Consider the following 19,208-nt stretch of genomic DNA (forward strand, 5'->3'; position numbering starts at 1 on the left):
AACAGTAACAAATATCAGCCGAAGCGGCGTGATTTTCGGTTAACTTCGTCGATTTGAGAGTTCAACGTGCAGAAGTCGTAGAGAAACCCTATCAGGAATAAGCCGCCGGTAAAGAACCAGATGATCGCAGTGATCCACTTGCCCATGTACAGACGGTGAATGCCGAAGATGCCGAGAAAGGTCATCAGAATCCAGGTCAGGCTGTAGTCTTTGGGGCCGGTGGCGTAACGCAGGTCGGCATCCCGGTCCATGGACGGAATGAGGAACAAGTCCACTATCCAGCCGATGAAGAACAGGCCCAGGGTAAAGAAGTAGATAGTGCCGCTGATGGGCCGACCGTAATAAAACCGGTGTGCGCCCATGAATCCGAAAATCCACAGGATGTAACCGATCACCTTGCTGTGTGTGTTGTTCACTGTCGCCTAGCCCCCAGAGCCATGATCACCAAACCCACTATCTTAGCCGTTGCCATCCGTGATCGCCATGCCCAGACGGCGGCAGGCGACCCGGCTCGTCGTCCCGGACAAAGCAACACCCCGCCCCGCCTCTCCCGGGCGAAAGTCCGATGCTGGCAGGAGGACAAAGGGATCTGCTCCACCGACCTTCTGTTTCAGGGATGAAACAGAGAGCCCCCATGGGGTGAGCTTGTCTCACCGTGACGAGCGGTTTCAGCCTGACCGAATATCCAGTGAATATTCGTAGCAGGCTGATAGTACGAGTGTCATGTCATATGGCGTGTCGTCGGAGCGGGCCCTTTGTCCGACGTTCCACCACACCGTTGCCCAACATAACAAAAGGCCCGTATTCACGGGCCTTTGGCATTTTCAAACCTTTGGTGCAGCGATTCAGCGGATTAACGGCTGGCAGAGTAGCTGTTGTCCCAGTCTTTCCATACCGGTTGCAGGCCGGTGGCGGTAATGGCTTTCGCTACCTCGGCCGGGCTGCGATCGTCGTCGATTTCGAACTGTTCCAGCTCTTCCTTGTCGTCGGCCACATAGCCGCCGGGCTGGGTCTTGGAGCCGGCGCTGATGCTGGTGATGCCGAGCGGTATCACCTTGTCGCGGAACTCCTGGGCCTCGCGGGTCGACAGGCTCAGCTCCAGCTCGCCGTCGAACATGCGATAGGCACAAATCAACTGCACCAACTGGCGATCGGTCATCACCGACTTGGGCACCAGGCCGCCTTCGCAGGGGCGCAGACGCGGGAACGACACCGAATAACGGGTCTGCCAGTAATTCTTTTGCAGATAGCGCAGGTGCGCCGCCACATAGAAACTGTCGGCACGCCAGTCTTCCAGTCCGAACAGGGCGCCCAGGCCAATCTTGTCGATGCCCGCCTTGCCCAGCCGATCCGGGGTTTCCAGCCGCCAGCGAAAATCCTTCTTCTTGCCGCGAATATGGTGCTCGTCGTAAGTCAGGTGCTGATAGGTTTCCTGATACACCATGACGCTGTCGAGCCCGTATTCGCGCAGCTCGGCGTATTCTTCTTCCGACAGCGGCTGCACTTCCATCATCACGTAACTGAAATGACGCTTGATGATGGGCAGCATCTGCTTGAAGTAGTCCTGCCCCACCTTGCCTTCGTGCTCGCCGGTCACCAGCAGCACGGTATCGAAACCCATAGCCTTGATGGCCAGACATTCCTGCTCGATTTCCTCGGCACTCAGGGTCTTGCGCTTGATCCGGTTGCTCATCGAAAAACCGCAATAGGTGCAGTCGTTGGCGCACAGGTTGGACAGATACAGCGGAATGTAAAAACCGACAGTGTTGCCGAAGCGCTTGCGGGTCAACTGATAAGACTGTTGAGCCATCTGCTCCAGATAGGGCTCGGCGGCGGGAGAGATCAACGCCATAAAGTCCTGCAGATCCCGCTTCGGCTTGGCCAGGGCGCGCTCCACGTCTCGCGCCTGCTTGCCATAGATGCTCATCTTGACGTCATCCCAGTCCATGGATGACCAGACGTCGAAGAAACTCATAAGGTCTCCAGGAAGGCAGTAAGCGGGCTGGACGCCTGAGCCTGCTGACTCTGGCCGACCAGACCGGCTTCATAGGCCATGCGGCCGGAAATCACCGCCAGCTTGAAGGCCTCGGCCATGGCCACCGGGTCACCGGCCACGGCGATGGCGGTGTTGACCAGCACCGCATCGGCGCCCAGTTCCATGGCGTAGGCGGCGTGGCTGGGGGCACCTATGCCCGCGTCCACCACCACAGGCACATTAGCCTGCTCTATGATGATCTCGAGGAAGTCATGAGTGACCAGGCCCTTGTTGGAGCCGATGGGGGCGCCCAGCGGCATCACGGCCGCACAGCCCGCTTCTTCCAGCCGCTTGCACAGCACAGGATCGGCACCGCAGTAGGGCAGCACGATAAAGCCGTCTTTCACCAGCAGCTCGGCGGCCTTGAGGGTCTCGATGGGGTCGGGCAGCAGATACTTGGGGTCCGGGTGAATTTCCAGCTTGAGCCAGTTGGTGCCCAGGGCTTCGCGCGCCAGCCGGGCGGCGAACAGTGCTTCTTCGGCGTTTCTGGCACCCGAGGTGTTGGGCAGAAGGTTCACGCCCAGTTCCAGCAGCGGCGGCAGAATATCGTCGCTGTGGTTTTTCAGATCCAGCCGCTTCAGCGCCATGGTCACCAGATCGGTGCCGCTGGCGACGAAGGCGTCCTTCATCTGCCGGCCACTGGCAAACTTGCCGGTGCCGGTGAACAGGCGGGAACTAAAGGTTTTATCGGCGATGATCAGACTCATTTCAGCCTCCGGCTATGGCGTGGAACAGGGTAATGTTGTCGTTGGGGGTCAACTGTTGCTCGCCCCACTGGCTGCGGGCTACTACCTGCTGGTTAAGGGCCACCGCCACGCCGGGCTTGTCTTGCTCAAGCGTAACCAGTAACTGGCCGAGGGTAGTGCCCTCGGCCATATCCAGTGCTTCGTCGTTTAGTATTATGTGCATTCTTTTTATTTCCCCTTGGGTCCACACACAGGGCAGGCCGGATCTTTCGGCACCTTGAGGCCGTGCCAGCGATGAGCCTTGGCGTCGAACAGCTTGAGCTCACCCCAGGGCAGGGTGCCGGTACCGGTAAAAAACTTGATGGCTTCCAGCGCCTGCAGCATGCCGATGGTGCCGACCACGGGGCCGATTACCCCGGAGTTGCTGCAGTTGAGGCGCTCGCCGATGTCGGGGCCATAAAGACAGCGATAACAACCATGGTCACGGGCCGGATCCAGCGCCAGCAACTGGCCTTCGAAACGGATGGCGGCGCCCACCAGCAGCGGCTTTCCCCAGGCGTAGCAGGCGGCGTTGATGTCCTGGCGGATCGAGATGTTATCGGTGCAATCCAGCACCAGATCCACCTCGGCTACAAAGTCGCCCAGACTCTGTTCGTCCAGCTTCTGGTTGATGGCAATCACTTCAATCTCGGGATTCAGCGTCAACAGTTTCTCGCGCGCCGTTTCCGCCTTGCTGTGCTGCAGGCAGTTCGTGTCGTACAGGGTCTGGCGCTGCAGGTTGCTGACCTCGATTTGATCGAAGTCGGCCAGCCAGAGGGTCCCTACCCCGGCCGCCGCCAGATACTGCACGGCGGGCGAGCCCAGGCCACCCAGACCCACCACCAGCACCGAGGCGTTTTTCAGCTTTAGCTGTCCCTCTTCGCCAACCTCTTCCAGCAACAAGTGCCGGCTGTAACGCATGAATTCGCTGTCGCTGAGCATCTTATCCCTCCACCATTTCCAGCAGATCGCGGATGGCCGCATCCGGATCGGCCGCTTCGGTAATGGCGGTGACCAAGGCGATGCTGCCGACATTGGTCTCGGCCACCAGCGGTACCCGGTCCCGACTGATGCCACCGATGGCCACCAGCGGAAATTCCGCCTCCATCAGCGCCACATAGCGGTGCAGCCGCTCCAACCCCTGGGGACGAGACTGCATGTCCTTGGTTTTAGTGGGGAAGATATGACCCAGTGCCAGATAGGAGGGCTTGAGTTCCCGGGCGCGCAGCATCTCGTAATAACCGTGGGTAGACAGCCCCAGCTTGAGACCGGCGGCACGAATGGCCTCCAGATCCGCCACTTCGATGTCTTCCTGGCCCAGGTGCACGCCATAGGCGCCGTGCTTGATGGCCAGCCGCCAGTAGTCATTGATGAACAGCCGGGCGTTGAAGCGTTGGCCCAGCTCGACTGCGGCCTTGATGTCTTCTTCCACCTCGGCGTCGGCCTTGTCCTTGATGCGCAGCTGCAGGGTACGTACCCCCTGCTCCAGCAGGCGCTCCAGCCAGGCGACCGTGGTCACCACCGGATAGAGCCCCAGTTTGAAAGTATCCATGGGAGCGAATTCGCCCCGGATGCTGGGGCCGGTAATGCCCAGCTGCTCGGCCAGGGCCGAGCCCGGCATTACCACGGCGGGAAAGTCGTCGAGATCCGTTGGCCAGCCCAAATGGGCCACGGGGCCGGCACCGGCACCGATGGCCTCGGCACCTTTCAGGCCCTGATTGACGTAGGCCTTGGCCAACACCAAGGCGTCTTCAATCGGGTAGTCCATCGCCACCGCGGTCGCGATGGCGGACGACAGGGTACAACCGGTGCCGTGACCGTGGCGGGTTTGCAGCATGGGGCTTGCCAGCCAGATTTCGCGCTGCCCGTCGGTGTAATAGTCGATGGCCTGCTCACCGGCCCAGGCCAGATGGCCGCCCTTCACCAGCACGGCGCGCGCGCCCATTTTCAGCAGGGCGGCGGCACCGGCCCGCACATTGGCAGGCGAGTCGGGCGCGATGCCCGACAGAGCTTGCAGTTCCAGTGCGTTGGGGGTGATCAGGTCCACCTCGGGCAGCAAATGCTGCTTCAGCGCCGGCAATAGGTTGGCTTCGGCCATGGCCTGGCCGGTGCTGGCAATGGCCACCGGGTCCAGCACCACGAAGGGCTGCCACTGACGGCGGTATTCACGCAGATAACGCGCCAGCACCTCTGCCCGCAGGCCGCCGGGCAGCAGGCCAATCTTGATGGCTCTGGCCTGCATGTCGGTGGCCAGTGACACCAGCTGACTGGTAAAGGCCTGCATCAGTACCGGCTCTACCATGGATACCGCCACCGAGTTCTGGGCGGTAATGGCAGAGATAACCGAGCAGCCGTGGCCGCCCAGTCCCTGAATGGTGTGCAAATCGGCCTGAATACCAGCACCGCCGCCCGAATCGGAGCCGGCTATGGTCCAGACGATGGGTCTTGTCATGTAGATTATTGCTCCAGTTTGTCGGCCTGGTGATACAGCTCACCGCCGCGGTTCTTGAATTCTTGCGACATCCGCGCCATGCCGGCGACCACGGTTTCGTGATTACCGTCCATGTCTACCAGCTGCACCGCTATGGTTTCCTGAGCGGCGGCGTAGTCGCGCACTTCCTGGGTGATCTTCATGGAGCAGAACTTGGGTCCGCACATGGAGCAGAAGTGAGCCACCTTGCCGGATTCCTGAGGCATGGCTTCGTCGTGATAGGCACGGGCGGTCTGCGGGTCCAGCGCCAGGTTGAACTGGTCTTCCCAACGGAACTCGAAACGCGCCTTGGACATGGCGTTGTCGCGAATTTGTGCGCCCGGATGGCCCTTGGCCAGGTCGGCGGCATGGGCGGCAATCTTGTAGGTGATCAGGCCCTGCTTGACGTCTTCCTTGTTCGGCAGACCCAGGTGTTCCTTGGGCGTCACGTAGCACAGCATGGCGCAACCGAACCAGCCTATCATGGCGGCGCCGATGCCGGAGGTAAAATGGTCATAGCCGGGGGCGATATCGGTGGTCAGCGGGCCCAGGGTATAGAAGGGCGCCTCGTGGCAATGCTCCAGCTGCTCCTCCATGTTGCGCTTGATCATGTGCATGGGCACGTGGCCGGGGCCTTCGATCATCACCTGCACGTCGTATTCCCAGGCCACCTTGGTCAGCTCGCCCAGGGTATAAAGCTCGGCAAACTGGGCTTCGTCGTTGGCGTCGGCGATAGAGCCGGGACGCATGCCGTCACCCAGCGACAGGGAGACATCATAGGCGGCACAGATTTCGCAGATTTCGCGGAAGTGCTCGTAGAGAAAGCTTTCCTTGTGATGCGACAGGCACCACTTGGCCATGATGGAACCACCGCGAGACACGATGCCGGTCAAGCGCTTGGCGGTCATGGGCACGTAGCGCAGCAGCACACCGGCGTGAATGGTGAAGTAATCCACGCCCTGCTCGGCCTGTTCGATCAGGGTGTCGCGAAACACTTCCCAGGTCAGGTCTTCGGCCACGCCGTTCACTTTTTCCAGCGCCTGATAGATAGGCACAGTACCTATGGGTACCGGGCTGTTGCGCAGTATCCATTCGCGAGTTTCGTGAATGTAACGACCGGTAGACAGGTCCATCACGTTGTCGGCGCCCCAACGGGTGGCCCACACCAGCTTCTCGACTTCTTCTTCGATGGATGAGGTCACCGCCGAGTTACCGATGTTGGCGTTGATCTTCACCAGGAAGTTACGGCCGATGATCATCGGCTCGGACTCGGCGTGGTTGATGTTGGCCGGGATAATGGCGCGGCCTTCGGCAACTTCCTTGCGCACGAATTCGGGGGTGATCGCTTCCGGCAGGTTGGCGCCGAAGTTCTGGCCCGGGTGCTGCTGCAGCAACATTTCATCGCGCACGCGCTCACGGCCCATGTTCTCGCGGATGGCGATGTATTCCATCTCGGGGGTGATGATGCCTTTACGGGCATAGTGCATCTGGGTAACACAGGCGCCAATTTTGGCCTTGCGCGGCTTGGGCATCTGTTCGAAACGCAGGTGATCCAGGCCGTCGTCGGCCATGCGCTGCTGGGTAAATTCGGAGGTAACGCCGTCCAGCTCCTCCGTGTCGTTACGCTCCAGAATCCACTGGCGACGCAGCTGGGGTAGACCCTTGCGAACATCCAATTCGGCCTCGGGGTCGCCGTAGGGGCCGGCGGTGTCGTAGATAGGGATCGGCGCATTGGGCTCGAGAATGGGGTTTTCTTCGGTGCCGCCCTTGAAGCTGTCGGCCAGATGGATTTCGCGCATGCCCACTTTCAGATCCGGACGCGAGCCTTCGATGTGAATACGGCGGGAATTGGGAAAATGTTCGCCTTTCAGATTATCGATAAATTCCTGGGCCTGGCTGCGAACTTCACGACGGTTTACTTTTTTTGACACTGTACTGTTTGACATAGCAATCTCACTTTAAATCCATGTTGGGTGAATTGCTTGTCAGGAGTGTTGAGGAAGAACTCGGCAGAAGAGGTGTGGCGCCAAGTTCTCACTTGCTTCCCTTACGCAGGTATTAGCCTGATCAGGTTCAACGGATCCCACTTTCTTTCGTGGTCTCAGCCCATATAGAGCACTCCGACAAGATAGCGGCCAGTATAAACAGACCCCGCTCACAAAAGCAAAGCCATTACTCGACATGTGGGCTATAAAAAATTAACCAAGATGAAACATTTAAGCATTGGACTCATTGGCGTTTTTTACTGGCAATACGTCGGACAAAGGGCCCGCTCCGCCGACACGCCGTAAATCCATCCATGGAGGCTCCGCCGCGCCCTCCTTGGCGCGAAGGGTCGGCGGAGCAGATCCCTTTTTCCTCCTTGTAACTCCGATGTCGCCTGTTGGTAGCGCCAACAGCCAACTCGGATGCCAGGAAAGAGGCAAAGCAGGCAGTTGAGATGATGGGCAAGAGCCAGACCTCATGTTACTTTTATCCAAAGATACTTCTGACGAGTTTGACGGAACCTCACATGCAGATTGCGGTTTATGTCTATGAACTTCCCCTGACCATGGCGCTTGCGATTAACGGCACCACCCTGAGTCGGCGCCGGGGCTTTTATGTGGATATTAACGGTCATTGGGGCGAAATAGCCCCCCTGCCCGGCAGCTCGGTTGAAACCCTGGCCGAGGCGGAGCAGGATTTGCTGGCCGCCTGCCGGCGGCTGAGCCTGGATCAGGCGCACGGCGCTCGGCTACCCTCGGTGCAGTTCGGGCTGGACTGTGCCCTCGCCGGCATTGGCGGTATCGACGACGAAGCGGCCCCCTCGTTACCGCTGCTCGAAGGTGCCCGCGAGCCCATCATTCGCGCCTGGCGCTGCCGCCGGGTGCATCCGACACGGGCCTGGCTGAGCCTGACCGGCGATGTGCAGTTTGACGCAGGCCTGGTGCGCGAGCTCACCCTGCTGGCCCCTTCGTTGCGACTGGTGCTGGACGCAGGCGGCCGATTGTCGTCGGAACAACTGACCGGCCTGTGGCAGCGCATCGACGGCGAACGAGTCGACTGGCTGCTGAACCCGGCCGCCGATATGCATGCGGAGCAGCAACTGGCCGAGCAACACGGCTGGCCGGTGGCCTTCGACCTGGCCCGTTATGGCAGCACCGACTATTCCGTATTCGACGAACTCAAGGCCCTGGTGCTGCGGCCCAGCCAATTGGGCGGGCTGGCGCTGTGTCGGCAGCTCGTCGAACAGGCTCGTCACCGGGGGCTGGAGTTAATGATCGCCGACAGCCTGGAAAGCGGCCTGGGCCATCATCAGCTGGCCTGGCTGTCGCAGCAATGGAATCCGGGAAAGCCGGCGGCGCTGGACCGATTGCGCTACCTGCTGGACTCGGGCGTGGACGAGAAGGACCGGCCCAAGATGGCCAGACTCAGCCTTATCCAACGCTACGGCTAGCGCTAAGGTTTCCTTGGCATCGGTGGGGTAAATCCGTATAGTCAGGCGCATATTTCGACAGGTCTTTACTTATGTTTCAAAACAACCCCCTGCTGGCCCAGCTCAAGCAACAGATTCGCGAAACCCTTCCCATTAAAGAAGGAATAGTGAAAGGCACCTCCAAAGGTTTTGGTTTTCTTGAAGTAAGCGAAAAAGAAAGCTTCTTTATTCCGCCGCCGCAAATGAAAAAAGTGATGCATGGCGATCACATTACCGCCGTGGTGCGTACCGAAAACGAGCGCGAGCTGGTTGAGCCCGAGACCCTGATCGAAGCCGGTGTTACCCGCTTTGTGGCCCGGGTGAAGTGGTTCCGTGATCGGCTCAATATAGTACCCGATCATCCGTTGATGAAAGATGCCATCAAGGCGCGCGCCATCAAGGGGTTGGACGAGAAAAGCCTGAAAGAAGGCGACTGGGTGCTGGGCGAAATGACCCGTCATGCCCTGAAAGACAACAACGGTTTTTTCGCAAGCGTGGTGGAAGTGATCGCCGGTGTTGAAGATCCCATTGCCCCCTGGTGGGTGGTGCTGGCCCGCAACAAGCTGGCCAACCAGGCGCCGGAAGACAGAGCCGAGTGGCAGACGCTGGAAGACACACTGCCGCGTCAGGATCTCACCGATGTTCCCTTCTTCACCATCGACGGCGAATCCACCCTGGATATGGATGATGCCCTGAGCGTGAAGAAACTGGATAACGCCTGGGAACTGACCGTTGCCATCGCTGATCCGACCGCTTATGTGGCCCACGACAGTGAAATGGACAGGGTCGCCGCCGAGCGCGCCTTTACCGTTTATCTGCCCGGCCGCAACATTCCGATGCTGCCCCGCACCCTGGCCGACGAACTCTGTTCGCTGCAGGAAGGGGTAGAGCGTGCGGCCCTGTGTGCCCGCCTGCATATAGACTTTGACGGCAAGGTGTCCGGCAAGGCCGAATTCTTCGCAGCCCGCATTCGCTCCCAGGCCAAACTGAGCTACGACAAGGTCTCTGACTGGGTCGAGCAAATCGGTGACTGGCAGCCCAGCAGCGACGTCATTGCCGAGCAGTTGCGTGAACTGACCGCCCTGACCCATGCCCGCAGCGCCTGGCGCAGCGAAAATGCCATCGTGTTCAAAGACAGACCCGATTACCGCTTTGCCCTGGATGACGACAGCAACGTAACAGCCATTCTGGTCGATCACCGTCGCATCGCCAACCAGATGGTGGAAGAGGCGATGATCGCCGCCAACCTGTCTTGCGGTAACTGGCTGACCGAGCATGTCGGCACCGGTATCTTCAACGTGCACGCCGGCTTTGATCCCGAAAAAATGGAACAGCTGGTCGAGCTGCTGCAGACCCACGAAGCCCCCTTCGAGCCGGACACCCTGTCGAGCCTCGACGGTTTCTGTGCCCTGCGCCGCTGGCTGGACGCCCGCGACACCAGTTATCTGGACAGTCGTACCCGTCGTTATCAGTCTTTCGCCGCCATGAGCGCCACCCCGGGTGAGCACTTTGGCCTGGGCCTGACTGCCTACGCCACCTGGACCTCGCCGATTCGTAAATACGGCGACATCGTCAACCATCGTCTGATCAAGGCCATTCTCGCCGAGCAGGCCCATGAGGTTCATGCGCCGAGCGTTGAGCTGGCCGTTCATCTGTCCGAACAGCGCCGCATGCACCGTCGTGCCGAACGCGATATCGCCGATTGGTTGTATGTGCGTTATCTGCAACCGGCCGTGGCCGAAGCCAAGGTGTTCGATGCCGAAGTGATCGATATCGGTCGCGGTGGCGTCAAGCTGCGCCTGCAGGAAAACGGCGCCGTGGTCTTCATGCCCTCCTCCCTGATCCTGGCCAACCGGGATCGACTGGAATGCAGCTGGGACGATGGCCGGGTTTACCTGGACAAGGCCCCGCTGTACGAGCTGGGTCAGGCGGTACAGGTGATCATCACCGAAGCGATTGAAGACACCCGCTCGCTGATCGCCAAGCCGGCACAGCCGATCTCACCGGTCGCCCCGCAATAAGCCGGTCAATAAAGGGCTGAAGCAAAAAGCCGATGTAAAAAGGGCCTGCCAATGCAGGCCCTTTTTGTTGGTAAAATACGATAGATCCACTCTTGCTTTCATATTCTTTAAACGAATATTAAATATGGTTTAAATACCCATCTGACATATTAGACTCGGGCTCAGAATTTATTCTTGCCCTGGAGTTAATCATGCGTAAATCCCTCCTGACTTCCGTGCTGTTTGCCGCTGGCCTGAGCGCCGCCCTGCCGCTTCAGGCCAAGGAGTTGCTCAACAGCAGCTACGACATCGCTCGTGAACTGTTCGCCGAAATCAATCCGATATTCATAGAACACTGGGAAAAAGAAACCGGTGAAAAACTGGAAATCAAACAGACTCACGCCGGCTCTTCTCGCCAGGCGCAAGCCATTTTGCAGGGCCTGCGTGCCGACATCGTCACCTACAACCAGGTGACCGATGTGGATGTGTTGTATCAAAAAGGCAAGCTGATCCCCGAAGACTGGAAAGCCCGCTTGCCGAATGACAGCTCGCCCTATGTGTCCACCATGGCGTTTCTGGTACGCAAGGATAATCCCAAGAATATCAAGGACTGGAACGACCTGACCCGTGAAGACGTACAGCTGGTGTTCCCCAACCCTAAAACTTCCGGTAACGGCCGTTACACCTACCTGGCCGCCTGGGGTGCCGCCCACAAGCAGTTTAACGGCGATCAGGACAAGATCCTGGAGCATATGGGTAAATTGGTGAAGCAGGTAGCTGTGTTTGATACGGGCGGCCGTGGTGCCACCACCACCTTTGTGGAACGGGGTATCGGCGACGTGCTGATCACCTTCGAGTCTGAAGTAAACAACATCAAAGACTTGTACGCCGATGATGAATACCAGGTAGTCGTGCCCTCGGTAGACGTATTGGCAGAATTCCCGGTGACCTGGATTGATCGCAACGTCGAGCGTAACGGTACCGCCGAGCAGGCCAGGGCCTATCTGGAATTCCTCTATACCCCCGAAGCCCAGCGCATTCTGGCCAACTACTACTACCGGGTGCATAACGAAGCCGTGGCTGCCGAAGTGGCCGACCGCTTCCCTGAAACTTCGCTGTTCAAGGTAGAAGACATTTTCGGCAGCTGGGAAGAGGCCATGGGCGCCCACTTCGCCAACGGCGGCAGCCTGGATCAGCTGCAGGCCCGGGGGCGCTAAGCGATGGCGGCGCTGTTAGGTACCAAACGGGTACTGCCTGGCTTTACCCTCAGCCTGGGCACCAGCCTGCTGTTTGTCAGCCTGATCATACTGCTGCCGCTCACCGGCCTGGTGATCAACACCAGCCAGATGGGCTGGGCGCAGTACTGGCAGGTGGTTAGCGACCCGCGGGTGGTGGCTACCTACAAGGTCACCCTCAGCGCCGCCGCCGTAGCCAGCCTGTTCAATATGGTCTTTGGCCTGCTGATGGCCTGGATCCTCACCCGCTACCGCTTTCCCGGCCGGGCCCTGCTCGACGGCCTGATGGACCTGCCCTTCGCCCTGCCTACCGCGGTGGCCGGCCTGACTCTGGCTTCGCTGTTCGCCACCAATGGCTGGTACGGTGAGTGGTTGGCCGAGCTGGGCATCAAGGTGTCCTACACCTGGATGGGCATAGTGGTGGCCATGGTGTTTACCAGCGTGCCCTTCGTGGTGCGTACCGTACAGCCGGTGCTGGAAGATCTGGGTCCGGAATATGAAGAAGCGGCCGCCACCCTGGGCGCCAGCCCCTGGCAGGCCTTCAGCCGGGTGGTGTTACCCGAGCTGAAACCGGCGTTGATCACCGGCACCGCCCTGTCGTTCACCCGCAGCCTGGGTGAGTTTGGCGCCGTTATCTTCATCGCCGGCAACATGCCCTGGCAGACCGAAATTACCTCGCTGATGATCTTCATCAAGCTACAGGAATTCGACTATGCCGCCGCCAGCGCCATCGCCAGCGTAGTATTGCTTGCCTCCTTCGTGCTGTTGTTCCTGATCAACGGCATTCAGAGCCGCTTCATGCGCCGCGTGCGAGGAAACAGCTGATGGAACAGACGCTTACACTGAAGGCATCCCGTCCCTGGGGTCGCTGGTTGCTGATTGGCACCGGCGTGGTGCTGACCCTGCTGTTGCTGGTGGTGCCATTGCTGGCCATTATCGCCGGCGCCTTCGCCGCCGGTGTGGGCGGCGTGCTGGACAACCTGAACGAGCCGGACATGCTGCATGCCATCGGCCTGACGCTGCTGGTGGCGGCACTGACAGTGCCCATCAACCTGGTGTTCGGTACCCTGCTGGCCTGGCTGGTCACCCGTTTTCAGTTTCGTGGCCGCCAGCTGCTGCTGACCCTGATGGATGTCCCCTTCGCGGTCTCGCCTGTGGTGGCCGGTTTGCTCTATCTGCTGATGTACGGGGTCAATGGCCCGGTCGGCGGCTGGCTCGACGGTTATGACATGCAGCTGATGTTTTCCTGGCCGGGCATCGTCATGGTCACGGTATTCGTTACCTGTCCCTTCATGATCCGTGAGCTGGTACCGCTGATGAGCAGCCAGGGCACCGATTCGGAAGAGGCGGCCGTACTGCTGGGGGCCAGCGGCTGGCAACTGTTTCGCAAGGTAACCTTGCCCAATATTCGCTGGGCGCTGCTGTACGGCGTGATCCTGACCAACGCCCGGGCTGTGGGCGAGTTCGGCGCGGTTTCCGTGGTGTCCGGCGGTATTCGCGGCGAAACCAATACGCTGTCGCTGCACGTCGAACTGCTGCATCAGGACTATAACGCGGTCGGTGCCTTTACCGCCGCCGCCCTGCTCACCCTGATGGCCGTTATTACCTTATTGTTCAAATCCTATCTCGAGTGGCGCCTGCACAGCGCCGAAGCACAGGAGTAATCCAGTATGAGTATTCAGATTGAGGGTATTCACAAGTCCTTCGGCAAAACCCGGGTGCTGCACGACATCAACCTCGACCTGCCCAGCGGCCAGCTGGTGGGGCTGCTGGGTCCTTCCGGCTCGGGCAAGACCACGCTGCTGCGCATCATCGCCGGCCTGGAGCACGCCAACGGCGGCCGCATACATTTTAACGGTACCGATGTGACCGAGCTGCACGCCCGGGATCGCAAGGTCGGCTTCGTATTCCAGCACTATGCGCTGTTCCGCCACATGACGGTGTTCGACAACATCGCCTTCGGCCTGACCATCAAGCCGAAGCGGGAGCGCCCATCCAGCGACGAAATCAAGAAACGGGTCGGCAGCCTGCTGGAGATGATACAGCTGTCCCACCTGGCGGACCGCTTTCCGGCGCAACTGTCCGGCGGCCAGCGTCAGCGCGTCGCCCTGGCCCGGGCGCTGGCGGTAGAACCACGCGTGCTGCTGCTCGACGAGCCCTTCGGCGCCCTCGACGCCCAGGTGCGCAAGGAACTGCGCCGCTGGCTGCGTCGCCTGCACGACGAGCTGCACTTCACCAGTATCTTCGTGACCCACGATCAGGAAGAGGCGCTGGATGTGTCGGATCAGGTGGTGGTGATGAGCCAGGGCCGGGTCGAACAGATAGGCAACCCGGACGACATCTGGCAGCAGCCGGCCAGCCGTTTCGTGCTGGAGTTTCTGGGTGAGGTAAACAAGATCGACGGCGACATCAGCGGCAGCCGTTTCAAGGTGGGTCATTATCCGCTGCAACTGCCGGTGGCCAGCCATAAGCAGGGCAAGGCTAGCTGGTATCTGCGCCCGCACGAGATCAGCCTGAGCGCCCAGGCCGATGCTCAACACCCGCTGCCGGTACTGGTCACCGACCTCAATCCGCGCGGCGCCCTGGTCCGGCTGGAGCTGGAACCTCAGGACTGGCCCGGCCCCTTGCTGGAAGCCGAACTGCCTCGCCACCAGCTGGAGCAGGCCCGCCGTGGACAAACCCTTTATCTCGGCAGCCAGGGAGGCCGCCTCTACGTCGGCGATCAGCAGGTCACCGACGACAGCCTGGCGTTAACGGCTTAAAGACCGGAACTGGGGACTGGGGACTGGGGACTGGCAGGCAGTATTCCCCAATCCCTGCTCCCTAATCCCTAATCCCTGCAGTTACCCGTTGAACACCCCGGATGACAGGTAGCGATCGCCCCGGTCGCAGATGATGGCGACGATGATGGCGTTATCGAGCTGCTCCGCCAGCCTGAGCGCACCGGCCACGGCGCCACCGGAGCTGACGCCACAGAAGATACCTTCTTCTTTCGCCAGCCTCAGCATGATGGCCACTGCTTCTTCTTCGCTGATATCCAGCACCTGGTCCACCCGGCTCTTTTCGAAAATTCCCGGCAGATAGGCCTCGGGCCAGCGGCGAATACCCGGAATATGGCTGCCTTCGCAGGGCTGCAGGCCGACGATTTGCACCGCTTCGTTCTGCTGCTTGAGGTATTGAGATACCCCCATTATGGTGCCGGTAGTGCCCATGCTGGACACAAAATGGGTCACCTGCCCTTCGGTTTGCTGCCAGATTTCGGGCCCCGTGGTCAGCAGATGCGCCTCCGGATTGTCCGGATTGTTGAACTGATCGAGGATCACGCCCTGACCTTCGGCCGCCATCTTGTCTGCCAGATCCCGGGCCCCTTCCATTCCCTCTTCCTTGCTCACCAGAATCAGCTCGGCGCCATAGGCCAGCATCGAGGCTTTGCGCTCTTCGGTGGCGTTATCGGGCATGATCAGCACCATGCGATAGCCCTTGATCGCCGCCGCCATCGCCAAGGCAATGCCGGTGTTGCCGCTGGTGGCTTCGATCAGCGTGTCGCCGGGCTTGATATCACCGCGGGCCTCGGCCTGGCGGATCATGTTCAGGGCCGGTCTGTCTTTTACCGAGCCGGCCGGGTTGTTGCCTTCCAGCTTCACCAGCACCTGACTGCCTGTGTGGCTAGCCAGCCGCTGCAGACGCACCAGCGGAGTGTTGCCGACAAAGTCCTCTATGGTCGGGAATTGCATCATTAATCCTTGAAAGCTATGCGTTAAGGCCAGTTTACCCGATGTCACCGGCTCGGAGCCATGCCGGAGAAACCCTGTTATTGCTACGCTATTTACTGCCGGGCTCTTTATTTCTGGACAAGTGCCAGCCGCGCGCCCAGTGCCATCATGAGCCCGCCAGAGAGCCGATTAAGATAAACCGACACCCGCTCCCGACCCTGCAAACCCCGCTTCAGCCGCTGGCCGAGCAGACCATAGGCGCCGTTGCAGAGGGTAGCGGTCAGGGTGAATACCAACCCCAGTTGCAGCAACTGCAGGGGCACAGAGCCCCGCTCCTGGCTGATAAACTGGGGCAGAAAGGCGAGAAAGAACAACGCCACCTTGGGGTTGAGCAAGCCGACCATGAGGCCGCGATAAAAAATCCGGCCAATGCTGCCGCTGTTTTGCGCCTGGGGCAGATACATGGCCGAGGCACTGCGCAGACTGGTCCAGCCCAGATACAGCAGATAGGCCGCGCCCAGATACTTGATCACCATGAAGGCGGTGGCCGACTGCATCACCAGTGCCGACAAACCCACCACCGCCAGTAGGGTGTGGCCCAGATAAGACAGGCCCAGCCCCAGCGCGGCCCAGAGACCGGCAAAACGTCGCTCGCCCAAGGCTTGCGACAGTACAAAGAAGATATCCGGCCCCGGTGTTACATTCAGGGCCAGACAGGCGGGAATAAACAGCAACCAGAGTTCCATCACATACCTCAGCCGGAGTTGTCGGTGGTCAACACAAAAAAGCTCGCAGGCTGATAATATGCTACAAGCTGTCAAATCCTGCCATCCCCACGTATTAAAGGAGATCCTATGCCGCTGAAAGGACTTGATGCCCTCTTCCGGCCCGCCAGCATCGCCGTGATCGGCGCCTCTCATCGGGACGATGGCGCCGGTAAGCTGGTGATGAAAAATCTGCTGGCCGGTAACTTCAGCGGCCCCATCATGCCGGTGAATCCCAAATACGAAGCCGTGGCGGGCGTCATGGCCTACCCCGATATCCAGAGCCTGCCCCGGGTACCCGACCTGGCCATTATCTGTACGCCAGCCAGCAAGAACCCGGGCATTATCGACCAACTCGGCCGAAAAGGCTGTAAAGCCGCCATTATTCTCGCCGCCGGCACCTCTCCCGTACAGCTGGAGCAGATGAAAACCAGCGCGCGCGAACATCAGATGCGCCTGCTCGGCCCCAACAGCATGGGGGTAATACTGCCGCACCTGGGGCTGAATGTCAGTTTTGCGCCTTTTCCGGCAAAACCGGGTCGAATTGCCTTTGTTTCCCAATCGGCAGCCGTCTGCTCTACCATTCTGGACTGGGCCCGTCACAACGACATCGGCTTCTCGCACTTCATCTCTCTCGGCGATGCCTGCGATATCGACTTCGCCCAGCTGCTCGACTATTTGGCGCGGGACCGGCACACCAGCGCCATTCTGCTGTATATGGATGCGGTGCAGGATGCCCGCGCCTTCATGTCCGCGGCGCGAACCGCCTCCCGCAACAAGGCGGTGCTGGTGGTCAAAAGCGGCAAGACCCGCATCGGTGCCCAGCTGGGTCATTTGCATACCGGCGGTAATGTCGGCATGGACGCAGCCTACGACGCCGCCATTCGCCGGGCCGGCATGCTACGGGTAAGAGACACTCACGATTTGTTTGCGGCGGTAGAAACCCTCAACCATGCCCAGAGCCTGCGCGGAGAACGGCTGGTCATTCTCACCAATGGCGGCGGCCCCGCCATCATGGCCATCGACACCCTGCTGGCCCGGGGCGGCAAACTGGCCACCCTGAGCGACGGGACCAGGGCGGCGCTGGACAAGGTGCTGCCGCCGGCCTGGTCCCGGACCAACCCCATCGATATCGTCGGCGATGCGCCGGTAGCGCGCTACATCGACAGCCTGAAGGTGTTGCTCGACAGCGATGACTGTGACGCCATCCTGATCATGCATGCGCCCTCCGCCGCCGTGTCCAGTACCCGGGTGGCCAGGGAGATCATCAATACCATCAGGGAACATCCGCGCGCCCGGCGTTTCAACATCCTCACCAACTGGTCCGGGGAAACCAGCGTATTCGAGGCGCGTCGCTGCTTTACCGAAGCCGGTATTCCCACCTACCGCACCCCGGAAAGTGCCGCAGGTGCCTTCATGCACCTGGTGGAATATCGTCGCAACCAGAAACAATTAATGGAAACCCCGGAGTCCATCTCCGATATGCCCAGCGACAGCGAGACGGTGAAGTTACTTATCAGAGAAGCCTTTGATCAGGGTATCACTCAGCTCGATACCCATGAGGTCAGCCGCTTGATGGCCGCCTACGGCATTCATACCCTACCCACCTGGATTGCCTCCGATAGCACAGAAGCAGCGCATATTGCCGAACAAATCGGCTATCCGGTGGCGATCAAGCTGCGATCTCCGGATATCGTGCATAAGTCCGATGTATCCGGTGTGGTGCTCAATCTGCGTTCCGCCGCGGAGGTAGCCCAGGCCGCCGATGCCATTCTGGACCGGGTGCGGCAGTCTTATCCCGGTGCCCGTATCCATGGTTTGATGGTACAGCGCATGGCGCGTAGAGCCGGATCGCAGGAGCTGCATATCGGCGTGCGTTCGGACCCGGTGTTTGGCCCTGTGATTCTGCTGGGTGACGGCGGCATCGACTGGGAAGGCGAAGAGCAGGCCGCCGTCGCCCTGCTACCACTGAACATGACATTGGCCCGTTATCTGGTGATCCATGCGCTTAAAAGCGGCAAGGTCAGAGCCAACCGCTCGCAGCAATCGCTGGATATGGAGGCCCTCTGCCGGGTACTAACCAAGGTGTCTCACCTGATCATCAATCATCCCGAGATCACCCGGCTCGATATTCACCCGCTGCTGGCCACCGGCAAGGAGCTCATCGCCCTGGATGTGGGCATGAAGCTCGAGCCCTTTGAGGGCGATGGTCAGGCACGACTGGCCATCCGCCCCTACCCCAAGGAATGGGAAGAAAAAACCCGGCTAAAAGATGGCAGCAGTATCCTGCTCCGCCCGATATTGCCGGAAGATGAGCCCGCCCATAAAGACTTTGTCGGCCATGTTTCCGATGAAGACCGCTATAAACGCTTCTTCGCCGATGTGGTGATCGGGCATGAAGAGCTGGCCCACATGACGCAGATCGATTATGACCGGGAAATGGCCTTCGTGGCCGTGGCAGAAGACGGAAAAATTCTGGCTGTAGTACGGGCAATATCCGATCCGGATAACGAGGATGCCGAGTTTGCCGTGCTGGTGCGCTCCGATCTCAAGGGTGTCGGACTGGGCCGATTATTAATGGAGAAAATCATCCGTTATGCCCGCACTCGGGGCCTGAATAGCCTGAGTGGCATGACCATGCCCTCGAACCGGGGCATGATCACCCTGGCACGCAAGCTGGGATTCAAAGTCAAGGTACAGCTGGAAGACGGTATCGTAGAGCTCAAGCTGGCTCTGGAAACGGTAGAGGGTGAAGGGTGAAGGGTGAAGGGTGAAGGGTGAAGCGTGAGGGGCCCTTCCCCTCACTGCCGAA

General features: G+C 59.9%; 16 protein-coding genes and 1 riboswitch. Of the genes, 7 read left to right on the forward strand and 9 right to left on the reverse strand.

The window, feature by feature from the left end:
• Positions 1–14: 14 nt before the first annotated feature.
• From UN63_RS12780 to thiC, 7 genes are all read right to left on the reverse strand, one after another.
• Positions 15–416 (reverse strand): NINE protein, encoded by a 402-nt coding sequence (locus tag UN63_RS12780; protein ID WP_104487133.1) that lies wholly within the window; start codon positions 414–416, stop codon positions 15–17.
• A gap of 437 nt (positions 417–853) precedes the next feature.
• Positions 854–1,975, reverse strand: coding sequence for a 2-iminoacetate synthase ThiH (gene thiH / locus UN63_RS12785; RefSeq protein WP_104487134.1), 1,122 nt, complete (start codon positions 1,973–1,975; stop codon positions 854–856).
• Positions 1,972–2,742 (reverse strand): thiazole synthase, encoded by a 771-nt coding sequence (locus tag UN63_RS12790; protein ID WP_104487135.1) that lies wholly within the window; start codon positions 2,740–2,742, stop codon positions 1,972–1,974. The genes thiH and UN63_RS12790 overlap by 4 nt, the downstream gene beginning before the upstream one ends.
• A 1-nt stretch (position 2,743) precedes the next feature.
• The gene (gene thiS / locus UN63_RS12795) at positions 2,744–2,944 is read right to left on the reverse strand and encodes a sulfur carrier protein ThiS (RefSeq protein ID WP_104487136.1); all 201 of its coding nucleotides are present in this window, start codon (positions 2,942–2,944) and stop codon (positions 2,744–2,746) included.
• A 5-nt stretch (positions 2,945–2,949) separates the two neighbouring features.
• Positions 2,950–3,702 carry a HesA/MoeB/ThiF family protein gene (locus UN63_RS12800; RefSeq protein ID WP_104487137.1) on the reverse strand — a complete coding sequence of 251 codons (753 nt, stop codon included), beginning with the start codon at positions 3,700–3,702 and terminating at the stop codon, positions 2,950–2,952.
• 1 nt (position 3,703) lies between these two features.
• Entirely contained in the window at positions 3,704–5,212 is a 1,509-nt protein-coding gene (thiE, locus tag UN63_RS12805) for a thiamine phosphate synthase (RefSeq protein WP_104487138.1), read from the reverse strand.
• Positions 5,213–5,217: 5 nt separating this feature from the next.
• The gene (gene thiC, locus UN63_RS12810; RefSeq protein ID WP_104487139.1) at positions 5,218–7,176 is read right to left on the reverse strand and encodes a phosphomethylpyrimidine synthase ThiC; all 1,959 of its coding nucleotides are present in this window, start codon (positions 7,174–7,176) and stop codon (positions 5,218–5,220) included.
• A 79-nt stretch (positions 7,177–7,255) separates the two neighbouring features.
• A riboswitch (TPP riboswitch) is annotated at positions 7,256–7,363 on the reverse strand.
• 379 nt (positions 7,364–7,742) lie between these two features.
• Here thiC and UN63_RS12815 point away from each other — a divergent pair.
• The 6 genes from UN63_RS12815 (at position 7,743) to cysA (ending at position 14,681) form a co-directional block, all read left to right on the forward strand.
• Positions 7,743–8,666: an o-succinylbenzoic acid (OSB) synthetase gene (locus UN63_RS12815; RefSeq protein ID WP_104487140.1), complete on the forward strand. Its 924-nt coding sequence runs from the start codon at positions 7,743–7,745 to the stop codon at positions 8,664–8,666.
• Positions 8,667–8,737: 71 nt separating this feature from the next.
• On the forward strand, positions 8,738–10,705 hold the full coding sequence (locus UN63_RS12820) for an exoribonuclease II (protein ID WP_104487141.1): 1,968 nt from the start codon (positions 8,738–8,740) through the stop codon (positions 10,703–10,705).
• Between the two features lie 191 nt (positions 10,706–10,896).
• Positions 10,897–11,901, forward strand: coding sequence for a thiosulfate ABC transporter substrate-binding protein CysP (cysP, locus tag UN63_RS12825; protein ID WP_104487142.1), 1,005 nt, complete (start codon positions 10,897–10,899; stop codon positions 11,899–11,901).
• Between the two features lie 3 nt (positions 11,902–11,904).
• The gene (gene cysT, locus UN63_RS12830) at positions 11,905–12,744 is read left to right on the forward strand and encodes a sulfate/thiosulfate ABC transporter permease CysT (protein ID WP_104487143.1); all 840 of its coding nucleotides are present in this window, start codon (positions 11,905–11,907) and stop codon (positions 12,742–12,744) included.
• Entirely contained in the window at positions 12,744–13,583 is an 840-nt protein-coding gene (gene cysW / locus UN63_RS12835; protein WP_104487144.1) for a sulfate/thiosulfate ABC transporter permease CysW, read from the forward strand. Before cysT ends, cysW begins: the two co-directional genes overlap by 1 nt.
• A gap of 6 nt (positions 13,584–13,589) precedes the next feature.
• The gene (cysA, locus tag UN63_RS12840; protein ID WP_104487145.1) at positions 13,590–14,681 is read left to right on the forward strand and encodes a sulfate/thiosulfate ABC transporter ATP-binding protein CysA; all 1,092 of its coding nucleotides are present in this window, start codon (positions 13,590–13,592) and stop codon (positions 14,679–14,681) included.
• Positions 14,682–14,762: 81 nt separating this feature from the next.
• Here cysA and cysM read toward each other — a convergent pair whose 3' ends face one another.
• Both cysM and UN63_RS12850 read right to left on the reverse strand, forming a co-directional pair.
• Positions 14,763–15,653 (reverse strand): cysteine synthase CysM, encoded by an 891-nt coding sequence (cysM, locus tag UN63_RS12845; protein ID WP_104487146.1) that lies wholly within the window; start codon positions 15,651–15,653, stop codon positions 14,763–14,765.
• A gap of 107 nt (positions 15,654–15,760) precedes the next feature.
• Entirely contained in the window at positions 15,761–16,378 is a 618-nt protein-coding gene (locus tag UN63_RS12850; protein ID WP_104487147.1) for a LysE family translocator, read from the reverse strand.
• A 108-nt stretch (positions 16,379–16,486) separates the two neighbouring features.
• Here UN63_RS12850 and UN63_RS12855 point away from each other — a divergent pair, with 108 nt between their 5' ends.
• A complete protein-coding gene (locus tag UN63_RS12855) occupies positions 16,487–19,156 on the forward strand; it encodes a bifunctional acetate--CoA ligase family protein/GNAT family N-acetyltransferase (RefSeq protein WP_104487148.1) in 2,670 nt (889 codons plus the stop codon).
• Positions 19,157–19,208: the final 52 nt, after the last annotated feature.

The sequence above is a fragment of the Oceanisphaera arctica genome (assembly GCF_002936955.1).
Lineage (GTDB): Bacteria > Pseudomonadota > Gammaproteobacteria > Enterobacterales > Aeromonadaceae > Oceanimonas > Oceanimonas arctica.

Excerpts from the sequence above, each read along its gene's own strand:
- cysP (WP_104487142.1), top strand. The coding sequence starts at position 10,897 with ATGCGTAAATCCCTCCTGACTTCCGTGCTGTTTGCCGCTGGCCTGAGC.
- thiS (WP_104487136.1), bottom strand. The coding sequence starts at position 2,944 with ATGCACATAATACTAAACGACGAAGCACTGGATATGGCCGAGGGCACT.
- thiC (WP_104487139.1), bottom strand. The coding sequence starts at position 7,176 with ATGTCAAACAGTACAGTGTCAAAAAAAGTAAACCGTCGTGAAGTTCGC.
- thiH (WP_104487134.1), bottom strand. The coding sequence starts at position 1,975 with ATGAGTTTCTTCGACGTCTGGTCATCCATGGACTGGGATGACGTCAAG.
- cysW (WP_104487144.1), top strand. The coding sequence starts at position 12,744 with ATGGAACAGACGCTTACACTGAAGGCATCCCGTCCCTGGGGTCGCTGG.
- cysA (WP_104487145.1), top strand. The coding sequence starts at position 13,590 with ATGAGTATTCAGATTGAGGGTATTCACAAGTCCTTCGGCAAAACCCGG.
- cysT (WP_104487143.1), top strand. The coding sequence starts at position 11,905 with ATGGCGGCGCTGTTAGGTACCAAACGGGTACTGCCTGGCTTTACCCTC.
- cysM (WP_104487146.1), bottom strand. The coding sequence starts at position 15,653 with ATGCAATTCCCGACCATAGAGGACTTTGTCGGCAACACTCCGCTGGTG.
- UN63_RS12800 (WP_104487137.1), bottom strand. The coding sequence starts at position 3,702 with ATGCTCAGCGACAGCGAATTCATGCGTTACAGCCGGCACTTGTTGCTG.
- thiE (WP_104487138.1), bottom strand. The coding sequence starts at position 5,212 with ATGACAAGACCCATCGTCTGGACCATAGCCGGCTCCGATTCGGGCGGC.
- UN63_RS12815 (WP_104487140.1), top strand. The coding sequence starts at position 7,743 with ATGCAGATTGCGGTTTATGTCTATGAACTTCCCCTGACCATGGCGCTT.
- UN63_RS12855 (WP_104487148.1), top strand. The coding sequence starts at position 16,487 with ATGCCGCTGAAAGGACTTGATGCCCTCTTCCGGCCCGCCAGCATCGCC.
- UN63_RS12850 (WP_104487147.1), bottom strand. The coding sequence starts at position 16,378 with ATGGAACTCTGGTTGCTGTTTATTCCCGCCTGTCTGGCCCTGAATGTA.
- UN63_RS12820 (WP_104487141.1), top strand. The coding sequence starts at position 8,738 with ATGTTTCAAAACAACCCCCTGCTGGCCCAGCTCAAGCAACAGATTCGC.
- UN63_RS12790 (WP_104487135.1), bottom strand. The coding sequence starts at position 2,742 with ATGAGTCTGATCATCGCCGATAAAACCTTTAGTTCCCGCCTGTTCACC.